General features: G+C 43.8%; 20 protein-coding genes. 8 read left to right on the top strand and 12 right to left on the bottom strand.

Features of this window, described 5'->3' with window-relative positions:
- Positions 1–9: 9 nt before the first annotated feature.
- Both A8C56_RS25570 and A8C56_RS21495 read left to right on the top strand, forming a co-directional pair.
- Positions 10–339, top strand: a complete 330-nt coding sequence (locus A8C56_RS25570; RefSeq protein ID WP_394330807.1) for a GIY-YIG nuclease family protein — start codon at positions 10–12, stop codon at positions 337–339.
- A 446-nt stretch (positions 340–785) separates the two neighbouring features.
- Positions 786–1,079, top strand: coding sequence for a hypothetical protein (locus A8C56_RS21495; protein ID WP_067760572.1), 294 nt, complete (start codon positions 786–788; stop codon positions 1,077–1,079).
- A 465-nt stretch (positions 1,080–1,544) separates the two neighbouring features.
- On the opposite strand, the gene A8C56_RS21490 is transcribed toward A8C56_RS21495, so the two are convergent.
- Complete coding sequence (locus tag A8C56_RS21490) at positions 1,545–3,176, bottom strand: BspA family leucine-rich repeat surface protein (RefSeq protein WP_067760570.1); 1,632 nt, start codon at positions 3,174–3,176, stop codon at positions 1,545–1,547.
- Between the two features lie 369 nt (positions 3,177–3,545).
- On the opposite strand from A8C56_RS21490, the gene A8C56_RS21485 reads away from it, so the two are divergent.
- From A8C56_RS21485 to A8C56_RS21475, 3 genes are read left to right on the top strand one after another with little or no spacing between them, the layout of a single operon-like run.
- Entirely contained in the window at positions 3,546–3,890 is a 345-nt protein-coding gene (locus A8C56_RS21485; protein WP_169818820.1) for a hypothetical protein, read from the top strand.
- 20 nt (positions 3,891–3,910) lie between these two features.
- Entirely contained in the window at positions 3,911–4,369 is a 459-nt protein-coding gene (locus A8C56_RS21480; RefSeq protein ID WP_067760566.1) for a cupin domain-containing protein, read from the top strand.
- A 21-nt stretch (positions 4,370–4,390) separates the two neighbouring features.
- Entirely contained in the window at positions 4,391–4,999 is a 609-nt protein-coding gene (locus A8C56_RS21475; RefSeq protein WP_067760565.1) for a YceI family protein, read from the top strand.
- A gap of 73 nt (positions 5,000–5,072) precedes the next feature.
- On the opposite strand, the gene A8C56_RS21470 is transcribed toward A8C56_RS21475, so the two are convergent.
- The 8 genes from A8C56_RS21470 to A8C56_RS21435 all read right to left on the bottom strand — a co-directional run bounded on the left by A8C56_RS21470 (position 5,073) and on the right by A8C56_RS21435 (position 12,896).
- Positions 5,073–5,633 (bottom strand): cupin domain-containing protein, encoded by a 561-nt coding sequence (locus A8C56_RS21470; protein WP_067760563.1) that lies wholly within the window; start codon positions 5,631–5,633, stop codon positions 5,073–5,075.
- 237 nt (positions 5,634–5,870) lie between these two features.
- Positions 5,871–6,995 carry an ABC transporter permease gene (locus A8C56_RS21465; protein WP_067760561.1) on the bottom strand — a complete coding sequence of 375 codons (1,125 nt, stop codon included), beginning with the start codon at positions 6,993–6,995 and terminating at the stop codon, positions 5,871–5,873.
- A complete protein-coding gene (locus tag A8C56_RS21460) occupies positions 6,992–8,098 on the bottom strand; it encodes an ABC transporter permease (protein ID WP_067760560.1) in 1,107 nt (368 codons plus the stop codon). The genes A8C56_RS21465 and A8C56_RS21460 overlap by 4 nt, the downstream gene beginning before the upstream one ends.
- 132 nt (positions 8,099–8,230) lie before the next feature.
- A complete protein-coding gene (locus tag A8C56_RS21455) occupies positions 8,231–8,974 on the bottom strand; it encodes an ABC transporter ATP-binding protein (RefSeq protein WP_084490335.1) in 744 nt (247 codons plus the stop codon).
- Positions 8,967–9,917, bottom strand: a complete 951-nt coding sequence (locus tag A8C56_RS21450; protein WP_449406601.1) for an ABC transporter ATP-binding protein — start codon at positions 9,915–9,917, stop codon at positions 8,967–8,969. The genes A8C56_RS21455 and A8C56_RS21450 overlap by 8 nt, the downstream gene beginning before the upstream one ends.
- Position 9,918: 1 nt before the next feature.
- Positions 9,919–10,857 (bottom strand): HlyD family secretion protein, encoded by a 939-nt coding sequence (locus A8C56_RS21445; RefSeq protein WP_067760558.1) that lies wholly within the window; start codon positions 10,855–10,857, stop codon positions 9,919–9,921.
- Positions 10,858–10,873: 16 nt separating this feature from the next.
- Complete coding sequence (locus A8C56_RS21440; protein ID WP_157098059.1) at positions 10,874–12,157, bottom strand: TolC family protein; 1,284 nt, start codon at positions 12,155–12,157, stop codon at positions 10,874–10,876.
- Positions 12,158–12,263: 106 nt separating this feature from the next.
- Positions 12,264–12,896: a TetR/AcrR family transcriptional regulator gene (locus A8C56_RS21435; protein WP_067760556.1), complete on the bottom strand. Its 633-nt coding sequence runs from the start codon at positions 12,894–12,896 to the stop codon at positions 12,264–12,266.
- Between the two features lie 562 nt (positions 12,897–13,458).
- On the opposite strand from A8C56_RS21435, the gene A8C56_RS21430 reads away from it, so the two are divergent.
- The 3 genes from A8C56_RS21430 to A8C56_RS21420 all read left to right on the top strand — a co-directional run bounded on the left by A8C56_RS21430 (position 13,459) and on the right by A8C56_RS21420 (position 15,557).
- On the top strand, positions 13,459–14,532 hold the full coding sequence (locus A8C56_RS21430) for a fatty acid desaturase family protein (protein ID WP_067760554.1): 1,074 nt from the start codon (positions 13,459–13,461) through the stop codon (positions 14,530–14,532).
- 291 nt (positions 14,533–14,823) lie between these two features.
- Positions 14,824–15,024, top strand: a complete 201-nt coding sequence (locus A8C56_RS21425; protein WP_245645631.1) for a hypothetical protein — start codon at positions 14,824–14,826, stop codon at positions 15,022–15,024.
- 263 nt (positions 15,025–15,287) lie between these two features.
- The gene (locus A8C56_RS21420) at positions 15,288–15,557 is read left to right on the top strand and encodes an RNA recognition motif domain-containing protein (RefSeq protein ID WP_067762403.1); all 270 of its coding nucleotides are present in this window, start codon (positions 15,288–15,290) and stop codon (positions 15,555–15,557) included.
- Positions 15,558–16,874: 1,317 nt separating this feature from the next.
- On the opposite strand, the gene A8C56_RS21415 is transcribed toward A8C56_RS21420, so the two are convergent.
- The 3 genes from A8C56_RS21415 to A8C56_RS21405 all read right to left on the bottom strand — a co-directional run bounded on the left by A8C56_RS21415 (position 16,875) and on the right by A8C56_RS21405 (position 23,925).
- Positions 16,875–18,113, bottom strand: coding sequence for a DEAD/DEAH box helicase (locus A8C56_RS21415; RefSeq protein ID WP_067762401.1), 1,239 nt, complete (start codon positions 18,111–18,113; stop codon positions 16,875–16,877).
- 635 nt (positions 18,114–18,748) lie between these two features.
- Complete coding sequence (locus A8C56_RS21410; protein WP_245645919.1) at positions 18,749–20,437, bottom strand: chloride channel protein; 1,689 nt, start codon at positions 20,435–20,437, stop codon at positions 18,749–18,751.
- A 341-nt stretch (positions 20,438–20,778) separates the two neighbouring features.
- Complete coding sequence (locus A8C56_RS21405; RefSeq protein WP_084490334.1) at positions 20,779–23,925, bottom strand: glycosyl hydrolase; 3,147 nt, start codon at positions 23,923–23,925, stop codon at positions 20,779–20,781.
- Positions 23,926–23,951 lie beyond the last annotated feature (26 nt).

Below are 23,951 nucleotides of genomic sequence, written 5' to 3'. Positions count from 1 at the left end.
CAGCAACAAATGTTCCGGGTTTTTATATTTATGCACTTTGTGTATATTATATACAGCACCGCTTACGATAAATTTTATATCGGGGAAACCTTATGCCCTGAGCAAAGATTGATCCAGCACAACACCGGATTTTATGCCGCTGCAAGCACTGCCTTTACCTCAGACTGGAGTATCGAACTCATTTTAGAATTGAACAATCGTATAGAAGCTATAAAGGTTGAACAATTTATAAAATCAATGAAATCAAAGATTTTTTTACAAAAGCTCGTTTCTCACGAGGACTTTTTATCTCGGTTCAAAGAAATTGTTGAAGAAAAGTTTTCCATTAAAATCAGGTAGTGCGCCGGTTCCCCCGAAGTTTCGGGGCCGGCCCACACCACAAAGACCCGGAGCAGCAACAAATGTTCCGGGTTTTTATATTTATGCACTTCGTGTTTGTTATATACAGCCCTGACTGTGATAAATCGGTTTGCCCTGAGCAAAGATTAATACAGTACAATACTATATATCGAGGCGCCGGGCGATTATATGAAAATTCATCTTACAGACAGGAACTTCCTTCAACGGGCAACCCTAAAAATGCTGGATACTGTGCTGCTGCCTGAAACCCGAGCATACCGGTAGGCCTTTCATACAGGGCGCCCTTAATTGTTAAATTCAAAAAATAAAGACAGGCCCAAAAGCGTTTTACCCTGCTGTTCATCAACAAAAAACAATTCATTTATCTACCAATAACCCGAATTCCGGTCTTCAGGCGTATCCTTAAATTACTAAAAACGAGCTGATTGACAGCAAAATACCCGATACTAAAACAGTTGTTTTATTGGCTGATCGCCTTTAGTTTACTCGTATTTATTTACAGTACGGCATACGGGAGCTATAATTGTAGGAGTACGGGTGATCCTGATCCAGCTGCCGGTTCATATGTGCTACTGGGCATTGCCCGTTATTATTTCAGGGGAAAATACATGGAAACATTTCTCCTTGTACTGCTGATAGCTATTTTATACCGGCTTACCGAAGTCTTTATTGCAGATCCGTTTCTTTATCTTCATCATTCCGGCCTCTCCTCAATTTAGGCCGTCGTCCTTATTGTATTAATTTTTGCAGTATAACCTGCCCCCCAGGGTAGAATGGCAATACTTGCTTGCAGAAACTGGAGCATACTTCTATATTATACTGTTCCGACATTAAAAGAACACTGTTACCCAGAGGCACAAATAATAGAGAAATTAAGTTCTTTAAAATGATCAACTTTTTTAGCGTCACCCTGAATGGCGCTTCGGTGAAATGGTTCTCCCCTCCGCTTCGCTTACGAAATGACATTCATATTACGCTCATTTTCAATTATTTACAACACTTGCTTATAAAAGCGTTGCATTTATGCTCTATGAAATGACAAATAAGCCGGGACTTTACCAAAAGCAAATGTCATGGTGAACCTGATATACCTTCACCTGGTGCTATTTAAAAGTCTAACCGGTATTAAATAGCGCATGCGAAGCCTGTCCGCCCCGCATACGCTGTATCGCAATGCCAGGCAATTATTTCTCTGTTACCTTCACAACTTTAGAATACCTGTAAGAACGATCTTTATCTATCTGCGCAATGCGTATAAATTTGTGCTGCTTTGAATTTGCCGCTATTTCTGTTTTGTTCCGCGCACAGCTTAGCCATATAAGCGCTATGAGCGAACAGAAAACCAGCAATAGCCTTCTTTTGCGCACAAAGAAGCAACCCGTCAGCAGGGCGATATTAAATGCGGCTGTCATGGGCAAAAGCGGCAGCTCATAATCGTATGAAAGCGTTTCGCTGCTGTTCCCATCCCTGCTTTTGGATTTTACCGTACCCATATCGGTAAATTTCTTGCCATCCACAGAAGCCTGGATAATAAACCGGTCACAGCCTGCCTCGCTAAACGTTTTCCAGGAAACGATTATGCTGTTGTTGGTTTGGACGGCAGTAACAGGGCCAAAAGTTACCGGCAGCACACCGCATACCTCGGTATACTGGTCGTTATTGATCGTCCAGCCCTTTTCGCTGACCAGTTTTTCCCGGATGGGAATGGCCGCCGCATTATAACTTAATCCTGATGCATCAAGGGTTATCCCATCCGGGGTTAATGGATTATCTGCCCAACCGGCAAGTGTGGCCGCATAATTCTCACAATCCATAGATGTGCCGTTAAAGACGCTCAGAATGCGCTTATCGTACAGGTTTTGAAGCACCCAGTTTCCTATGGGCTGATTAAATGCAGAGTCGCCTTTGAAGGCGCTTGCCATTGTTTGCAGGCTGATGGTATGCCAGGCATTAATGTTCTGGTTAAACTTTTTTGCATTTAAAAATATATTGTCAATTGTTCTGACACTTTCCACATTCCAGCTACCAATGGGTTGGTTAAATGAAAAAGCGTTGCAAAACATGGCGCTCATGTACACCACTCTTCCTGTATTCCAATCACCAATTGGCTTATTAAACTGCTCTGCGTTGTAAAACATATTTTCCATTGAATTTACGTTCTGCGTTTTCCAGGCGCCAATGGGTTGATTAAATGATTTTGCATCCTGGAACATCCCCCTCATGGTAGTAACATTTTCCGTATTCCAGCTGCTGATATCCTGGTCAAAAAGAACCGCACCGGAAAACATCCATGACATATCCCTTACCGATGCTGTATTCCATCGCGCAAAGGAGGCGTTCCCTACCAGTTTAGGGCAATTCATAAATATGCCGGAAAGGCTGGTAACCTGTGAAAGATCAGGAACATCTGTAGCGGTTACATCCATATTAATGGAGGTAGTGAAGGCACGATCCAGCTTCGTCCATTGTATCGTACCCCATTGCTCAATAGCCAGTAACCGGGTATAGTTATTACTGGCTATTAAAAAACCCGATAACACGCCATTCCCGTTATACGCTTTGATGCGGTATTCGCCATTTGCGGGGATTGGAATTTCCTGCTGCGAACCGGCATCTTCAATAACGCCCTTTACCTGCGGGTCATTTACCAGCTCCCACTCAATGGTATATTGCTGCCCGATACCGGGATATACGAAAGCAGGTGCAGTAAGGTTCCAGCGGGTTATAAAAGGAGATTCGGCTTTGCCTGTAACGCTTAAAACAAGCAGTAATAATAAAATCGGGATGTTTGTAAAACATTCTTTTAACGGTTTCATTTTGTCTTTTTAAGTTAAAAAATGCAATGCTAAACATCACAGAAGGCTCCTGCAAATGCTATCGACAGGGAAAGGTTTACAACGACAGAAAGCCCGGTTAACGCCATAACAGGCGAAGAACGGCACGATGGTGACCGCGTTAAAAAACCAGGGAACAGGCATTGCTTAAAAAAGGAACCGGATCAGAATCATTTTTTCCCGGCCCACCCCGGGGATGTTTTTTCGGCAACAACATTCGTCATTAAAATCGGTCTTATAACGATGAAAGCGGACGTACATCGCTGTTATTTGCCGGGATACCGAAATAGCTTCAATCTTGCATTTTCCCGGCAAAAATGAAATGCACTTCTTAAAACAAAAAATATGCATATGAAAAGAATGATCATTATCGCCTGCGCCCTTTTATTGTTCACAGCCGGCTTAAGCGCCACGCCTGTTGCACCGGAAAACCATAATAACTACCGGGTAACCGAAACCGGTCCGCGTTCTAATCCCTATACTGTCATCCGCTTGTATACTAAAGAGGATAAACAGTTCCCTGAAATTGCAATGACCGGTTACCGGTTAAAAACCCAAAAGCCAGCTATAGTAAAAAGATTAAATATCCTGGCAATACCGTTCATGCAGGCGACGCAGCCAGTATTGCGGCGCTGCCGCGCATTAAAACCTGCCAGATTTCTTCCTTTAAAACCATCACCGAACCGTGCTTTGTAAAAATTAAATAAATACCGCAAATGAACCCATTAACAACAACCCGGTACAGGAGTTACCAGGGTGGCTATTTTCAGACGTTGATTGCACCGGAACAAACCGGCAACGCCCTGGCATTGCTGGAACTGACCCTGCCCAAAGGGTCTGAACCACCACCGCATATCCATACACAGGAAGATGAAGCCTTTTATGTACTGGACGGTGAAATAAGCGTAACTGTTGCTGATAAGGCAACGATACTGAAACGGGGAGACGCCCTGTTTGCACCCCGGAACATTCCGCATTTCTTTAAAATACTTACAGAAAAAGCAACGCTCATGAACCTGATCACGCCCGGAGTGCTCTGGAATTATTTTATTGAATTCAGCGAACCACTTCCGGAACCACCTGCTACAGTGGCAACGCCTGCTATGCTTCCAGCAGAAAAACGGAAAGCAATGCAGGACGTGATCACCAATATATACCATGTAAAATTTTTATAACTCCATAACAGACAAACAAAAATGAAACAAAAAATCTATTGTGCATTTATGGCGCTATCTGTGCTGACCGCATGCTCCAACAAAGGAACCATATCCCTAACTGATTTTAATGCAGATGAAGACAGCTCCGCCGTAGAATGGAAAGGCAGTGCGCCCACTCATTTTCACAGAGGCGCTTTTAAAGTATCCGGCAACCTGCAAACAGACGGGAAGGGTAAAATAACCGGCGGTGATTTCTCCATCCCGGTTGCCAGCATCAGCAATTTCGATCTTACCAATACAGCAGAACGGGAACAACTGCTGAACCACCTGAAAAGCCCGGACTTTTTCAATATGGCAGTGCATCCGGAAGCCCGTTTCCATATTACAAAGGCAGCGCCCTACAATAACCCGGCTTCCTCTGCCAATACGATGATCACCGGCGATTTTACAATGATCGGGCAAACGCACAGCATCCAGATACCGGCGGTAATAAAAACGGAAAAAAATAAAATCACCGTGGAAGGCAGCTTTAAGCTGAACCGGCTGCAATGGGGCATGAGCAGCTTTAACGACCCCGAAGCTGACCTGTATATCCTGCCGGATGTGGACATCACCCTGAAGCTTTATTTCAAACCTTCCGCTTCATAAGCACTTTCATTATTATCTTTTAACAACCCCGGGTTAACCCGGGGTTGTTTTTATGGGGCCAACGTGAGCCGCTTTAGCATTTTTGCACTTCAGGCATTTTGCAATACCGGTTCACCAGTTTTTTATGGAATCCGGAGATTCCGGCAATAAAGTTTAGCAATCCAAAAAACGGGATCATCAGCGCTCCGGTGCCGGCGGGTCGCATATCGCTTATTTTTGAAACAACCGCCAATGCCAGCAGGCTTTTAGGAATTCCCTTCCTGTCGGTTTTCTGGTCGCCTGCCAATCCGTATAATATCCGTAAAGCATTTTCAAATCCTTCAGAGCCCGGGAGGATGACCGTAGTAAAAACAACCGGACCGGAAGATGTATTGGAAAACCGGTGCAATTGTCCCGGTTCAACTGTAAGTTTCTGGCCTGCATAAAGAGGCAGCGCCTTGTTTTTTAAAGTAATTGTCAGCTCACCGGTTACTACTATAAATGTTTCTGAAAAGTTTTTGTGATAATGAAGCGGAGTGCCACCGCCCGGCATTAATGTAACCTGTAATGTGGTAATTCTTCCATTTGTTGCCCTGGCTGTTTGCGTAAATGTTACCTGGTCTTTAATGACCGGGTTTATAATTGTTTTTTCCATATATGTTGTAATTTAAACTTTCCGGATAACGCTTTTCATCGTTTTCGGATGTGAAAAGCGTCTGTCTTTATGGTCATGCCCGGGGCTAAACTATCTTAAACAATGGGGAACACAAAAGCCTGTCGACAAAAGAAGGGTAATCCGTACATACAACATGTAAGGTCGACCAACGTCAGGCTCAACCGTATTGGCACAGTGCATATTATACAGGTTTGTAAGCTGAGGCAGCAGTATTATCTAACTTGTTTTCCGGTAATTAAAAATTGCCAGCCCGTTCAGTACAACCGCAAAAACGGCTAAACAGCCCAACTCATTTTTTATTTCAGGCAATCCGCTCCCTTTCAAAACAATAAGGCGCACCACTTTAATAAAGTGCGTTACCGGCGTAAGATCTGAAATGGTCTTTGCCCAGTCAGGCATACTATCAGTGCTGGTAAAGAACCCGCTCATCAGCATAAAAACCATCATAAAGAAAAATGCAATGAACATGGCCTGTAATTGTGTATCTGCAAACGTGGAAATCAGTAACCCCAAACCCAATAAAGCCACCAGGTAGACCCCGGCAAAAAGATACAGGACCAATAGACTTCCTGCAGTAAAAATACCATAGACAACATACATCACCATCAGCCCGATGGTAAAAACAATCATTCCCACTATCCAGAACGGAATGAGCTTGCCCAAAATGAACTGCCATTTTTTGATTGGCGTTACATTGATCTGTTCAATAGTGCCTATCTCTTTTTCCCGCACAATATTGAGCGCTGTAATAAAGCCGCCGATCAGCGTAAGCAATAAAACCAAAATGCCCGGTACCATATAGTACTTGTATTCGGCCCGTGGATTATACCAGTTAGTGCTCGCAATTGTAATTTTAGCAGAAGGCATCATCACCGTGCTATTGGCTGCTTTTATATTTACATCAAGGCCGCTGTTGAAATCCGACAGCACTGCAACCAGGTAAGCTCCGCCAATAGAGGCTTTGGTACCATTGATGGCATCAACCGAAAGGTTGACCTTCTGACTGCCTTCACGCACCAGGTTACGCTCAAAGCCCGGGGGAATTTCCAATACCAGATCTGCGGCCCCCTCTTCAATCAGTTTTAAACCGTCCTTATAAGAATGCGGGTCTCCCGTAATGTGAAAGTAGCCGGATGAGCCGATTTTATGGATCAGTTTTTTAGAATAAGTGCTATGATCATGATCAACGTATGCCACACTTACATTCTTAACTTCAAAATTGGCTGCTAACGGCAATATGATAAGCTGGATAGTGGGCGCTGCAAACATCATCGCCAGTATAGTTTTATCCCTGAATATCTGGCGAAACTCTTTCTGTAATATAAAACGTAAAACCTTCATGACAGCCTTATTTTAAAGTTTTTCAACGCAAGGGTTAACAGCACGGTTGCCATTCCCAGTAAAATGAGCGTTTCCTTCCATACGAAACTAAAGCCAAGCCCCTTCAGCATAACCGCTTTAATGATATTGTAATAATATCTTGAGGGAAGGATATGTGAAAGGGCACGGAATATCCAGGGCATATTTTCCAGCGGGAACATAAACCCCGTAAGCAGCATCGTAGGCAACATCATCCCCATCATAGATATCAGCATAGCTGTTTGCTGTGAAGCAGTTATGTTTGAAATAAGCAATCCTAACGAAAGGCAGGTAATGATAAACAATATGCTTTCAGCAAAGATAAGCGCGATACTGCCTTTTATTTCAACATTGAGCAGGAATACCGATAATAATAAGATAATGATAAAATTGACAAGCGACAGCACGAGATAAGGAATTGCTTTTGCTATCAGCACCATTATTGGCTTAAAGGGCGATACCAGCAGAATTTCCATTGTTCCCATTTCCTTTTCCCGTACTACCGAAACGGATGTAAGTGCTGTACTGACAATCATAAAGATCAATGCGATCACACCCGGAATAAAATTGAGCGAACCGTTTTGCTCCTCATTATACAACAACCTCACTTCCGGAATGATCTGGTAAACCGGTTTTGACGCCGGGTTCAGTTGCTGCTGATAATCGTTAATAACAGATGTAAGGTAGTTCGTTAAAGTGGTGGCAGTATTGGGATCAGATGCATCCGCAATAATCTGTACTTCAGCACCACCGGGATGGTAAACATCTGAGCCGAAACCCGGCGGGAATAATAAGGCACATTTGATATCACCTTCCTTAAAACGCTGTTCAATTTCCCTGTAATTAAGCGCGGGACGTTTTATGTGAAAATAAGCACTTGCACTTATTTTTGAAATGATCTGTTCTGACCGCACATCATGCGCATTATCCAGAATGGCTATGCTGATGTTTTTTACTTCGCTGCTCAGGGCAAAGCCAAAGAGAACGATCTGCACAACAGGCAGTCCAAAAAGAATGAGCAGCGTTCTGCGATCCCTGAATACGTGGTAAAACTCTTTTTGTATGAAGGCGAGTAATTGTTTCATCTGTTATATTCTTATACGAAACGGATTTTATTTTGGCCCTTAGAGCTGTATGCGCTTCTTATGCAGGAAAAAAGGACAGACTTCGTTCCCTGTTTTTTATCGGCAGCCGGTCGTTTTATGCTTCACGCTTTATTAATCCCCCTTACGTTTTGCCCCTCTTGCCAGTTTATAGAAAACATCATCCATTGAGTGCGCCTGAAACTGTTTTTTCAAATTGGCCGGGGTGTCCATCGCTTCCACACGTCCGTCCACCATTACGCTGATCCGGTTGCAATACTCTGCTTCATCCATATAGTGCGTGGTTACAAAAACCGTGATCCCGTTTTTTGCCGCTTCATAAATCATATCCCAGAACTGCCGCCGGGTCAGGGGGTCAACGCCTCCCGTTGGTTCATCCAAAAAAACAATTTGCGGACGATGAAAAATGGCTACCGAAAAAGCCAGCTTCTGCTTCCAGCCCAACGGCAATGCCCCCACCAGCTTTTTGGCCTCCTGCTCCAATCCTAATGTAGCAACCAGTTCATTACTGCGCCTCCTGATTTCAGGGCGGGGAACACCATATACTCCACCATAAAATGTTATATTCTCCAGTATGGTCAGGTTGTCATATAAAGAGAATTTCTGACTCATATAGCCAATATTCTGTTTAATCTGTTCCTGTTGTTTATAAACATTAAAGCCGGCAACCATCGCCTCGCCGGATGTGGGGTAAGAAAGCCCGCAAAGGATGCGCATTGCCGTGGTTTTCCCGGCCCCGTTCGCTCCAAGAAACCCGAATATTTCTCCCTGTTCCACATCAAACGAAATCCCGTTCACAGCTTTAAAGTCGCCAAACTGCTTGGTCAGCTCTTTACAGATAATTACTTTATTATTCATCGGCTGTCATTTTTAATGTGCCTTTGTTCTGCTGCGCCTGCATCAGGCGGATAAAGCAGTCTTCAATATTGGGGGTCACTTTTTTTACTTCAAAGCCCTCCGGGTGGTATTTGCCGGCAATTTCTGCTACCCCTTGTTCGCTGCTATCAGCTGCATGAAGCGTAAAATGTAAATATTCGCCAAAAGTATAACAGCTCTCTATATCCGTATCTGAACGCAGATCCTGCAATAACTTATAGATATTATCAGCTTTGGCGGCAAACAATTGTTTGGGGAAACTTTGTACAATATGCCCCGGCTGGTCAATGGACATGATACGGCCTGCCTGAATAAGCGCGATGCGGTCACAAAGGTTGGCTTCATCCATATAGGGTGTGGAAACTACAATAGTAATCTGCTGCTGTTTCAGCCTTGCCAGCATGTCCCAAAACTCTTTTCTTGAAACCACGTCCACACCAGTGGTTGGTTCATCCAGGAACAATACATCCGGTTTATGAATCAACGCGCAGCATAAAGCCAGCTTCTGTTTCATACCGCCTGAAAGTTTTCCGGCCCTGCGGCTGCTAAACGGTTTTATCTGTTCATATATATCTTTAATGAGCACATAATTCTCCTGTAAGGTCGTACCGAACACCGTTGCAAAGAAATTCAGGTTCTCCTCTACTGTCAGATCCTGGTATAATGAAAAGCGGCCAGGCATATAACCCACCTTATTGCGAATAGCCCGGTAATCTTTTACCACGTCAAAACCTTCTACTGTTGCCGTTCCGCTATCAGCAAGCAATAAAGTTGTCAGAATACGAAAGACAGATGTTTTGCCTGCGCCATCCGGACCAATAAGACCAAACAGCTCCCCTTTGTTCACATCAAATGAAACTGCATCAACCGCCTTTACGCTGCCATAGTTCTTGACAATATTTTTTACGCTTACTGAATACATCATCTTATTCTTTTGACCAAAGTACTTCACCGTACATGCCTATTTTTAAATACCCGTCATTCTTCACCCTTACTTTAATGGCATAAACAAGATTGGCTCTTTCATCCCGGGTCTGGATGGTTTTGGGTGAAAATTCAGATTTGTCGGAAATCCAGACAATGGTTCCGTTGTACTCCTTATAGTTATCTTTTCCCTGGTCGATCCTTACCTTTACCTGCTGCCCGATCCTGATCTGTGGCAGCTGTGTTCCGGTTATATATGCCCTCAGATCCAATGTATCAGTATTGGCAATTTTATACAGCGGTTTGCCAACAACCTGCATTTCCCCCTGAAGCGCATAATTTACCAGCACCGTTCCGTTCGCCGGATTAATGATCCGGCCTTTATTGATCTGTTCCTGGTATTGCGCGGCTGTTTTTTCCAGGGGAGCCTGCTCACTGAGGATGCTCCTGTTTTGCGTGTTGGTATTATATGTGTTCAGCTTTAGCTGCTGCTGTGTTACGGCGATTTGTTTGCTTAGCTGGTCAATCAAAGCATTAATATCATCCAGTTGTTTACGGGTAGCCGCATCTGCCTTTACCAGGTTTTCAGTACGGTTGCGTTCACGCAATTGTTGCGCTAATTGCGCCTTCTGTACGGCAAGCTGGCGACGCACCAGTTCTGCCTGATTGCCGGGGTTGCTTGTTTTCTGATTTAGAGATGCAATGGTCGCTTCCGTTTGCTGTTTCTGCAACTCAGCCAGTTTCACATCAATCTGCCCGACAATAGCGCCTGCATTCAGCTGGTCCCCTTCATTAACTTTGTATGAAAGCAGTGCACCGTTTTGCTGCGCAGACACAATTACTTCATCTGCCTCAAAGTTTCCGGAAGCATCATACTCCTTTTCCCGTTTGCAGGCGTTCAGTGCCAATGCCATGAAGATAAAAACAATAAACTTTTTCATTGTGGTCGTTTTATAATTAATTGCCGGAAATAAATTTTTGATTGTACCTGGCCTGTAATAATTGTATTTTATGCAGTAGCTCATTTTGCCTTGCAAGATGTTCTGCATTTACTTTTTGTATATACTCATGTATCGTAATGACCCCGTTGTTTAGCTGGGCTTCTGCTGACCGGGTTACGGCTGCCCGCAAGGCGATGGCCTCCTCATCCTGCTGTATCAGCTCCGTAAACTTCTTTACCTGTTCGTCTTGCTGGGTCAGATCCAGCCGGGTGTTCAGCAGAAAGGTTTCCCGGTCCGTATCTACTGATCTTTGATTGAGGATCAGCATATTTTTCTTATTGGCCAAACTGTACAGGCTGCCCAACGACCAGTTGAACTTTAAGCCGGCAACATACCACGGGCCAAATTTATTGTCAATAATATTCAGCGTGGGCCTTCCATATGCCCCCTGCAAAAAGGCGCTCACCTGTGGAAGATAACCGGATCTTAATTGTTTTCTCTGCACATCATACACAGACCGCTGCAGGTCATACAGCTTTAGCTCCGGCCTGTTGATAGATGTTTGAATATTGGTTGTTTCAGGAATTTCTAATTGTATGGAATCCTGAAGCTCTTTACCAATAAACAGGGAAAGCATTTTCAGACAGGCAATTCTGTTGGCCCGATACTCTGTGCCTGCCATTTCTATATTAACGATCTCTGCTTTCAGTTCATCCAGGCTGCTACGGAAGGCAGTGCCATTTTCAAGAGCGGCTTCTGTTTTCTGCACCTGTGTCTGCAGATTGGCCTTGTTCAGTTCATTTTGTTTTAACTGTGCCTCCATCAGCAACACGGAGAAATAGATGTTGTTGATCCTGTTTTTTATTGCATACAGACCGGTTTCCAGGTTTTGCTCCTGCAGATCTTTATCAGCGGTTATAAGTTCTTTCTGATAACGGGTGTTGTTACCATCATACAATAGCTGGCTGACCTCTCCCTGGACCCTATACTGGTCCTTGCTGACAGAAGGAAAGGATACGCCCGGCAACGTACCCACAGCATCCGAAAAATTCACTGTTTGCGACTGGTAGGTCGCCTGTCCTGAAAAATTTACCTGTGGAAGAAACCTTTTATTGGCATTCTGAATGTCATACGCGCTGGCCCTGGTAATTAAGTTCATTTTCTTAATAGCCGGATAATTGGCTCTTGCCAGCCGGTAACATTCGTCCAGTGTAAGTTTATCTGTCTGTGCGCTGCTTCTGTGCGCCAGACAGCATACCACTAAAAATGCAATGAAATGCCTGGATCTTTTAATAACCATAACCTGATAAATTAAATGGTTTTTCAAATGTTGTCTTTATATACATTCTTCTGCTGATTATTTGAAACATTGATTTAATCAATTGATTAGTTGCCGGTCAAAAAAATTATTTCGCTTTCATCATTGCTTTTATCCAGATCGGGATCCGCTTTTTTCGTTCCTGCATCAATTGATTGAATTGCGCATTCTTTAATCCGAAAATGCCCTGTATTAATGGTTTACCTACAAACGGAAAAACGATCAGCCCCATTAAATTCATTAAAAAATGCAGAGGATTGGGTTCTGTGATCTTTCCTGCTGCCACTGCTGTCTGATGCTGTTTCACAAAAACTGAGTGATGCACTAATGGCTGTACAGGCAATTTTTCCAGTAAACTGTTGGGGTTATTACGAATCTCACTTACGATGAAGACCGGAATTTCAGGTTCTTTGGAAATAAGATCAATATAGCTGGAAGCGATCAGTTCCACTTTCTTATCCAACTCAGTTGTTTCGTCATTAAGCACACCGGTCATACTCAGCACAAACCCCGATAAAGTTTCTGTCATTATGATATTAAACAGTTTTTCCTTACTTCTAAAGTAATAGTTGAGCAAGGCCAGGTTGATCCCGGCTTCCTCGGCAATATCTCTTGTACGTGTAGCAGCAAACCCTTTCTTATGAAACACGGCACGGGCGGCAGCCTTTATTTTTTCCTCCGTGGTCACATCCAGCTTTTGTGTATGCTTGGCCTTAGGCATGTTCCTCTATCTGTTTTTAAAGCAAATATAGGAGTTATTCGCTGATTTAACCAAATATTTTAATCATTTGATTAAAATAATCCGGTGCCGGGAAATCATCCTGTCGTTTAAATCTGAGACACCCAGGCCAGCAATAAGGGCTTGTTTAATGAATGGCTTTTATAAAACCGTTACCCGCCCAACCCCGGAAGTGCTCCTGTTAAATAGTTTATACAGGCAGGACACAGAATATAAGCAATCCGGAAATATACGCCCGGTCTGTGTTCCGGCATTGGGTCTGCAAGGATCATTGCCACCCAGATGAAGGCCGCTACGGGCATTAATTATAAACAATGGCTAATATTTAACAACTGCCGGCTGGCAAACTTCCGGGCATATCCGTTTAAAAGAGTATCTTACAAAAATATTATAATTGCACTTTAAGGTCTGCATGAAGCGAAACATGATAAATAGCTTCCACAAAAAACTATATACATACTTAGTTCCGTTTGACCATCACAACTGTCCGCTTTACATGCATCCGGATCTTTCGGATAAATAGTGGCCAACAAAAAATATACGAATGAAAATTTTATCTGCGTTGACAGATCCTGTCTATACGCACAAGACCCGTTTTAATGGCTATGAAAAATTCTGGCTGCGCTTTATGAACGACAAAAGAGACCTGCCTTTTATATACCTGCTTTCCCGGATCCATATTTTTATCATTCCCGTTGCCCTGTTATTATTTACACCGCTTTTACACGGATGGGTATGGTGGGCCGTAGCGATTGTTTATTTCTATTTTTCCCAGTTTTATTTTAAGGGCCGGTTTGGACTGATGTTTCACTGCCTGTGCCACCGGAAAACGTTTAAACCTGCTTACCAGCAAAAGATCCACGGATACATCAGTTGGATCATTTGTCCCTTTTTTGGCCATACGCCGGAAAGCTACTTTAGCCACCATATGGGCATGCATCATGTTGAAAATAATAATGAGCACGATTCCAGCAGCACCATGCATTACCAACGGGACAGTTTTAAAAGCTTCTTATCTTATTTCTTTAATTTCCTCTTTTTAGGAGTCGTACAAACCTTCCAGTATTTGTATGCACGAAAACGGAAAAAACTGTATACCCGCCTAACGGTCGGAGAGTGGACGTACATTGCATTTTGTGTGCTGCTTTGTTTTGTCAACCTGAAAGCTACGTTAGTAGTATGTGTATTTCCCTTACTTTTTGCACGATTTGTGATGATGCTGGGAAACTGGACACAGCATTCATTCATAGATAGCAGTGACCCTGAAAATATTTACACCAATTCTATTAACTGTATTAACACTCCCTATAATCATATTTGCTGGAATGACGGCTATCATATCATCCATCATTTAAGACCGGGTATGCACTATACAGAAATGCCACAGGAATTTTTAAAACGGCAGCATGAATTTGCCCGTCAAAAGGCTATTGTATTTGATGGTATTCACTACCTGCATATTTTTTATTATTTAATGACCAAGCAATATAACAAGCTTGCCGGTAACCTGGTTAATATCAATAATATGTTTGAAACCAGGGAACAGGCCATTCTCCTGATGAAGCAACGTACACAAAGGATCATGGAGAAAGAGCCGCATAAAAAACAGTTGCTTTGAAAAAAAGCTGTTCAGGCATAGCAATCATTTATTGCGCCCCGATGCCTGCGCATTCAAGACATAATTTTCACATAAAGTATTATTTGTTTGTTCCGCTGATAAAGTGTATCTTTAAATGCTATACGGATATAGCTAAACATTTTCTGAGTCAGGCTCATCCTTCCTTTTCTCCTTACTCAAAATAATGGTTTCTCTTTCGATAACTATTCCATAAGAATAGCCGGTTCCGCTTTTTTCCGGGTCGCTTTGCGTATAATTAAAACAATTTTTATGTCTAAAAATCCATTTCATATGTTGAAAATCCTCGGGGCAGATAAAGAAATCATATCCAACAATATCTGTTTTACCGGAGATGCCATTGCATTGCTGAACAATTATGCAACGACCGGAAAGAGCTTACATTTAGATGATTGGGACTGGTATAAGGAACTGAGAAGCGGGGCCGTTTGTTATATTGTTACCAATATTAAAGAAATGAGCCTACCCGTTTAATGCGGGTTTCCCTGAATCTATTATTTGCAGACATCCGAAAGATCCTTTTCAGAAAAATGCAGGAATAAAGCCTGCGTCAGGAAAAAACTTCCTCCCTTTTGCATAAAAAGCCCTATCTTTATACAGACAGGCATAAATACTCCATCACTTCAAGGCAGGACCAGTTACAATATCTACTACACAACATTAGCATTTATTTTTCTCCTTCTTCTTTTTTTGCTGCTTGCATTTGGCCTCTATTTTTAATAAAAAAATTTATTACAATGAACATGTATGTTTCTAATCTGGGCTTTCATGCCTCTGATGCAGATTTACGCGAACTTTTCAGACCGTTCGGGCAGGTATCCTCTGCCAAGGTGATTACAGACAGATTTACCGGTAAAAGCCGTGGTTTCGGTTTTGTGGAAATGTCCTCCGCCGGGGATGCCTCTTTAGCTATAAGAGAGCTGGATGGCAAGGATGTGGACGGAAGGAGAATTAACGTCTCTGCTGCCAAGGAGCGGGAAGACCGTTCTGCCAGAAGAAAATGGTAACGCAATACCGGAGGGGCCTGAGGGCCCTTTCTTTTTTACATGCAGCCGGAATGACGCAGTTTACATTATCGGTTAAAAGATCATACGGACTGTATTTCAAAAAATCGGCCGGAATATAGCTGCGAAGAAGTATAATACCATTTAGATTAAAACAACACTGTCATCCAAAGCTTTCCATTTGCAAAAACAAAATCAATAAGGCGATGACAATCCTTCCTAGGGGTTACTCTGAAGATCTCACCCCGGACTTGTTCCGGGATCTGTTTTTGTTTCAGCGTCTGTTGAGCAATACTATCCATAGATGCCGAAACAAGTTCGACATAACTAAAGCAGGATTGGTTTCAACGTATCATGTAATCTGTCATTGGCAGCCCCCAATAAACAGGATTAGGTTCTTTAAAATGACAGGCTCCTTCCAATCGCCATCCTGAGTAAAGCACCGCGAAACCGAGAGGTATCTAATTTTGTAGAAATTGCTTCGCTCTTCCGAAAGCTTCCGGGGCCGCCAGGCTCCGTTCGGTCGGGTCCGATCATCCGGATGACGCTTCTCTGTATATTCAATTCAAACAAATTACAGCACTTGTCATTAACAAGGCAATAATAAAAACGTTGCATTTAAGTCTATTGGGATGACAAGTTTTTTAATCGTCATCCCGACCAAACCCGCTTTCAGCGGATGCGCAGAGGGATCTCATCTGTTACAGGGATCTCTCCGCTCGTTCTCCGAACTCGGCTGAGACGATGATCTTGTATATTATTGGCTTTCAATACAATAAGATACCTGTCATGAACAGCCTGACGAACCCCGTTCCGTTCAGGCGGCATGATTCGATTATAATCTTATCCTTCGGCTAGCTCAGCCCGACATACCTTCACCTGGTGCCATTTAAAAGTCTAATACGAAAATGAAATTTATTATAGATCTAAGCATTGCTACTAAATAACCGGAGCATTAAAAGTCTTCCAAAGCAGAGAGGATCTATTTATTCTCAACACCTTCCTATTTCCGGGAAGCACCAAAAGAAAAGGCCCGTGCGGTAAATGCTCCCGCAGAAATTGCTAATAGCGCTGATAATTGCCCATCTGCGCTTCCGCTATTGGCGGAAGGCTGCGTTCCGAAGGTTCGGAACAGCGGGACATAATATGAAGTAAGATTCCTTACAGCCCAATAACAAAGGTTGCGTTTTTGTGGAAAACTTTTTAGTCTGATTAAAATGTCACTTCCATATAAAGGATATTAAAAGCAAAATAGTTCCTGTTTTTAAACAAAAAAGCACTCCGGGTTCTTATACCGGAGTGCTTTTTTATTATGCCTGCTCAGACGGTTTGTAAGAATACTTTTCCTTTCCGTTTTTTGAATCCGTTCTGCCTGCTACCCCAGGCTGCGGGTTGTGCCGGTAACTGCTCGTTACCATGCATCAGCGGCACATCAAAGGGGTGATCTTTTACAACCGGTATTGTTTTCCTGATCAGTTTCTGAATATCACGTAAATACAGCTTCTCTTCGTAATCACAAAAAGAAATGGCCATTCCATCGGCTCCTGCCCGGCCGGTACGGCCTATACGGTGTACATACGTTTCCGGAATATTCGGCAATTCATAATTGATCACATGGCCCATCTGGTCTATATCGATGCCCCTGGCGGCAATATCTGTAGCCACTAATACCCTTATTGTTCCCGTTTTAAAATTCAGAAGGGAGGATTGCCTTGCAGACTGCGATTTGTTGCCATGTATAGCCGCCGCTTTTATACCAGCCCTTGTAAGATTTTTTGCGATTTTATCGGCCCCGTGCTTTGTTCTTGCAAAGACCAGCGCGGTTTTAATATCCTCATCTTTTAACAGGTGCAGCAATAAAGAGGGCTTATGCTGTTTTTCTGTATAATACAAAGATTGCTGTATGCGGTCAACGGTTGTTGCAGGGGGTGTAATAGCGATTTTTACGGGCTGCTTTAGCAGCGTATCTGCCAGTTGCTGAATTTCCGGCGGCATTGTTGCAGAGAATAAAATGGTCTGCCGCTGTAGCGGTAATTTTGAAAGGATTTTCTTTACATCATTGATAAAGCCCATATCCAGCATACGGTCTGCTTCATCCAGTACCAGGAATTTGATCTGCTGTAATGAAAGATGCCGCTGATGGAGCAGATCAAGCAGGCGACCCGGTGTAGCAATAAGAACATCCACCTTTTGTCGCAATGCTTTTACCTGGTTGAATTGAGATACTCCTCCAAAAATGGCCAGGTGTTTTAATGACAGGTATTTGCCGTAAACGGTAAAACTATCTGCCACCTGTAATGCCAGCTCTCTGGTTGGCACCAGGATCAATGCCCGGCAGCTGGAATTAAAACCCTCCGGCTCCTGCTGGTGCAGCAGTTGCAGCAGCGGCAGGGCAAAGGAAGCCGTTTTGCCGGTACCTGTTTGTGCACAGGCCAGAACATCTTTTTTCTGTAAAATTACCGGGATGGATTTTTCCTGTACCGGAGTGGGCAGCGTATAGCCTGCCTCGCTCAGCGCTTTTAATAAGGGCGCAATAAGCTGTAAACTGTTAAATGACAAATTAAATACAATTAAAAAATGATAAAATACGGTAAGGCTACTCACAAACAAATGCAAATACGATACCGGCCTTACGTTAATCGATCACTATATTTGAATGGAGGAAGAAGACAAATCCAGTGTTAGGATAACATACAAGAATGTAAAGATAAGCAATTTATCCGAAACAAAGACAATCCGGTGGTTACTGTTTCTGTAATGGTGCGGTTTTTAAAGATGGGGACACAGGTGTTCTCCTTCTTTATTAATCCACATCGGTTCCGTTCGGCCTGCCCGCTCAAAACCCGTCTTACCATCAGCTGTCAGCATTTGCATGTGAAAGCAATGCCTTTGCCCTTGTGGTCCGGATGAACAAGCGGGTGAAGATAATATACTACCAGACATCTATCCAAATGACATTACCAAGACCTACGGGTTTATTATTGTCCCGGGCGGAGAACAAGATTGTGAGCGCATCAATGCTTTATAAAGGGCTTCCGGTTTGTTAGCGGAACTCACCTGTTGGCCCGGTATATATCTAAAATATCTTCAATTTCCAAGATTGCGCCTGTTGGCAATAATTATTGTCATATTACCTCAATTGAAGGCTTCTTTATATTGTTTTTTAGCGTTGGATGTTCCGTGTTCCGGAGCTGTTAAACGGAATATTCCTTTAAAAGCTGCCGGTAATTGGTCAGGATGGCCGATTTGGAAATAAACCCGATAAATCCATCGTTTGCATCCAATACCGGCAAATGCCAGACCCCGGTATCATCAAAGATCTGAATTACTTCAGGAAGCGGGTCTTCCGGATGAATAGTAGCTGCGGGTGCTTTCATTAATTGCTGTACCGCGCTTGCTCCGCCCAGGTCCTTCTTAAAAAGCAAGGGACGGATATCATCCAGTGTTAACACGCCTTTCAGATGCCGGTTATTATCAATAACCGCAAAAATGTTTTTCTTCCCGTTCCTGATCATCTCCTGCAGGTCAGCAATTGACCCGTGGATGTTTATTGTCTGCGACTGCATATCAATAAGATCCCGGGTATGCAGGATAGACAAAAGGTTCTTATCGTGTTCATGGGTAAATATTTTTCCTTCATCTGCCAGTGTTCTGAAATCAGGTGGTATGATGGAAAACCATCTGGCAATCAGATAGGACATGACAGAGACAATCATCAACGGAATAAATAAATCAAATCCCAGGCTGGATTCTGCGATCAGGAAAATAGCCGTTAACGGGGCATACATAACACCACTCATAACGCCTGCCATGCCCACCAGAACAAGATTAGAGACCGGCACATCTGAAAAACCGATCTGCTTACAGATAATGGCAAATAAAAACCCGAGGGTACCGCCTGCAAACAGAGAGGGTGCAAAATTGCCGCCATTGCCACCACTGTAAATAGTTATTGGCGTGGCAAACGCCTTTAACAGGCAGATCATTACCAAAAAAACAATAAGCGCCCAGTGCCCGATATCAAAATATCTGAAAAAGCTGTTGTGAAGAATCCCCTGGGCATTGCCATCTACAAAAGCTTTTACAACTTCATACCCCTCTCCGAATAAAGGAGGTAATAATACGCATAACAAAGACAGGGCGGCGCCGCCCAACATTGCCTTTCTCAGGCGGGAAGCCTTAAGCGCATTAATAAAATGCTCAACCTTTTGCGAAATAATTACAAAATACCGGGCATATAAACCCGCTATTAAGCCTAATATAAGGTAGTAGGGGATATTATGATAGTTAAAAGATTCCCGTGCATAGAACCGGAAAAGCACATCTTCCTGAAGCAATACCCTGGAGAGTAAGCTACCGCAAACAGCTGCAACCACTAATGGTATAAAATCAGAAAAGACCACACCGGTAAGCAGTATTTCAAAGGCAAACATGATGCCGGCAATGGGGGCGTTAAATGCCGATGCGATGCCGGCTGTGGCACCTGCCGCCAATAATAAAGTGCGCTCTTTATAACCCAGTTTATAGGTTTGTGCGTAATTAGACCCTATTGCCGCTCCCGTAACGGCTATCGGGCTTTCCAAACCCGCAGAGCCGCCCAATCCTACTGTTATGGCGCTTTGAATGATCTGGGAATACATTTTCACCCCTGAAACAATACTGGAATTTTGGGCAATCTCATACAGGATTGCCCCGATCCCCTTCCGGTCCTGCCCTTTAAATACCGCAAGAACAATAACCGTAGTAAGCACAATGCCCAAAAAGGGGAAAACAATATAAAAAAAGATCTGATATTCAAAATGCACTTTGGTTACGATGAGGTGGTGTATATAATGAACCAGCGCTTTCAATAATACCCCGGCCATGCCTGCAGTACACCCCACCAAAATACCTGACAGAATTAAAAACTGATTGCGGTTTAACCTGTTTTTTAACCAGTACAGAACAAGCTCATAACTACGTACTTTTTCGAGCCCGTACTTTTGAAAATTCCGTTTAAATTTTAGAAAACTGAGATACTTTTTTTTATTATGAATCTTCACTAACCCTGCTGTTAAATTGTGCTAACTGTATACAAAACTCCGCATTTTTTATGAAATATAGCAGATGTTATACGAAACAGCACTATTATTCAGGCCGGTATAGGCCTGTTACCAGACGGAAATACCTTCACACGCCTGGTTTAGGCAGGCCAGCCTGGCAGCCTCATTCCGGTGGCATTGCGTCAATTAATGACCACTTCAGGCACCAGCACTAATTGCACCGGTCCCAGCAGGCCGGATACCCGCAGTAATTTTTCAGCTCCGTCCGTTTCAAATTTTACTATATTGGTGCGGGTAAGCCGTTGTTCCGCAGGAAGCCCGCGATCACCGATCAACCGGTTGGCCCAAAGGTTGACCACGTCTACCGATAATATATTCTCTCCCTGTTTTATCTCGTCCGTAATATCATACCGGAAAGGAAAATACCACAGGGTTTTTGCTGTACTTCCGTTTATACGAACCACGGCAAGATCCTGTACATTTCCAAGATCAAGGAAGATCCGCTTTTTTTCTGTTGCGGATCTCTCAATAAAAAAACGGGTAGTGTAGGTTCCTTTTCCTGAATAGTATTTCACTTTCGGATCGTCAAAATCCGTCCAGGACCTGAGGGTATCAAGAACCAGCTTCCGGTCTGTTCCCCAATGTGGGTCCAGGCTTAACTGCCAGTTTCCGGAGATCTTTTGTATTTTTGCTCCATCGCTGAATAACCGGTCCTGCCTGCCATCGGTCCAGTTTACCGTATAATGGCCCTGTTCAAAAAAGCGGGCTTTTACATGACCGGCCTCTTTTACAAAAGTTACAGGGGGAAGGGATGGCGTTTGTTCCGGTACGCTGTTACTGAGCTTTTCGCCGTTCCGTTCAACGCTTATAATATGCGCAGGGGTTTCTGATCTTTTTTTAAAAACAATAAATTTAGATCCGCCTGGTTCAAAATGCAGGGGAATAATGGTATATCCGTTTTCTTCCCGGTAGTCTGCAATATCAGTAACCGATCCGGTCATGGGGTTCCATAACTGCGGCTGGCTGCCCGTAACCCGGAATTTTGCATCGATCTGTTCATAGCGATCCGGGATTGTGGGCAGGTACCGGTACTCAAAGTCATTATACTGCCGGTATTCAAAGCGGTTTGACAGAAAATAAATATCGGCATCATTGGTGCTTCTGTGAATATAATCGAAGGAAGCCTGCGGATTATTGCTTACAAAAGCAAAGTCGGGCATCACTTTCATAGCCGCCAGCACATCATTAATATCCCTGCCCCATATTACTTTACCTTTGCCGGTGCTCTTTTCCGTAATAGCTGTCCCATCAATGCTGCCCCACAAACGATCTGCGATCAATTTCAATTCCCTGTCGCTATGAGGGTACCCTGTTAATCCTGTTGCTTCTATGGGGCGGGGACCATAAACCGTAAGCCCTTCTTTTATCAGCCGCTCTATTTTTTTCAAAACATCAAGACTGATCTCCTTGTCCGGAGGCAATACCAATAACCGGTATTGCATACCATCCGGCAATACGAGCTTTCCATTTTGTACAGAAAGCCTTTTCAGCACCACATCGCGGGAACATTTGTCCCAGTCATATCCGAAATGCAACTGAGGAAATTCGTCCTTCAGAAATACAAAATTGGGCACGTCATCTCCATAATAATACAAAACATCCGCCGTAAATAATCCCTGCTGCAACAAATAACTGCAGCGATTCAGATAGTTCACAAAGGCTCCGGCCTCTTTCCACCAGGTAACGTTGGGGTTCATGTGTGTGCCTGCAAAATATTCATTACCGGGTAGCCCGTATTCCTGTGGTGAAGATGTAAACGTATGCCATACAATGCGGTTTACGCCTGAGCAAAAAACGCGGTCAATATTACTCTTCAGCTCCCGCGGGGAGCGTTCCCACTGCGGGCCGATGCTGGTAGGCCCTTCCGCAGCTACAAACCGTTTACCGTTGGTATGTGCCACGCAGGCACTCTGTTTTACAACCAGCCGGGCGGCATCCGATACCCGGTGCGTGTTAGACATCGCCCAAAATTCACCCTGTGGAAAATCATTAATTCCCATTAGCTGCAAGGCATCGATCGGGGCTGAATGGGGGCCGCCTGACTCCGGGTGGATCCCCATTCCGTTTTTATGTGCCGTATTATAAAGCAACTGGTAATGATTTTGCAGGATACAATCCCCTACGGTTTTCCTGAAATCGTACAGGAAACGATTGGTTACCTGCTGGCTTTCCACCACATAGCCTGCCAGCACCGGCATAAAAGGCCGGATGTCATATCCCCGCAACCGTGCAAAATCCTGTGGAAAATTCTGTGTCCAGTTAATAACCCCCATTTCCCAACTATCTGTTTGAAGATACCGGACACTGTTACCAGCCGATTTTGCGGCATTGATCAAAGGGTGGATCACCTGCTGATCAAATAAATTGAAAGCGGCAGCGCTCATATGATCCAGGGAAAGGCCGCCCCATCCATCGCTCGTAGTAGAGGTGGTTACCCCGGTATTGGTCCACCCATAACGTATGATGATCCAGTCACCTGCCGGGGCATTCCATTTCAGTTGTTTGCCATCAAAAAACCGGGTAATGTCAATGATCTTCTTCTGTTCAATCCTGTTTACCTCAACTGCCGTATCAAAACCTGCTTTGAATTTGTATAACGGATAGATGCCGGCGCCGCCCATGGACTGATTAAATGTTTTTAATGACCAGCAGGCAACTGCACGGTCTTTTAAAGGGAGGAGCCGGGGTGGTTTCGGAATGGCCTGTACCAGTACATCGCGGTACAGGAGCTTTACCGGCGGATGAGGCAGTGATATCGTTATCATTTTTCCGCCTTTTATAACCGTATCTGCCGTTACTATTTTTTTTAGTGCGTATTCGGGTGTTACAAAAGGACCGCCGGGATTCCATCCGCTTTGTATGTTAACGCTTAGTTCGATACCGACCCGATCGGCTTCTTTCACCGCATGCCGGTATAAATCCATCCAGGCAGGCGTCATAAAAACAGGCCCAGCCGCCGTCTTTAGTGCCTGTTGATAATTAGAACTGCCGGCATCTACAAGCGAGGCGCCTCCATAGCCCATTTTTTTCATTTCCTCCAGATCTCTTGTGATGGATGCTTTAGTGGCCATACTATTCAGCCACCACCAGTAGCAGCGCAATCTGGCTTCGGCCGGCGGCGTAATAAACCCCTCTCTGATCTGCTCAATGGAAGTGCTTTTACTGGTATGCAAATCATAACCGGCAGTCTGCCCGTTCAGGAATTGCGTTCCGGCAATAAGAATAATATTTACGAAGAGGATCCGGCGGATCTTTTTTATTGAAACCATTTTATAAGATTTGTATTGCTTCCGGG

The organism is Niabella ginsenosidivorans, assembly GCF_001654455.1.
Lineage (GTDB): Bacteria > Bacteroidota > Bacteroidia > Chitinophagales > Chitinophagaceae > Niabella > Niabella ginsenosidivorans.
The sequence above is the reverse complement of the archived record's forward strand: the minus strand, read 5'-3'. Positions and strand labels throughout refer to the sequence as shown.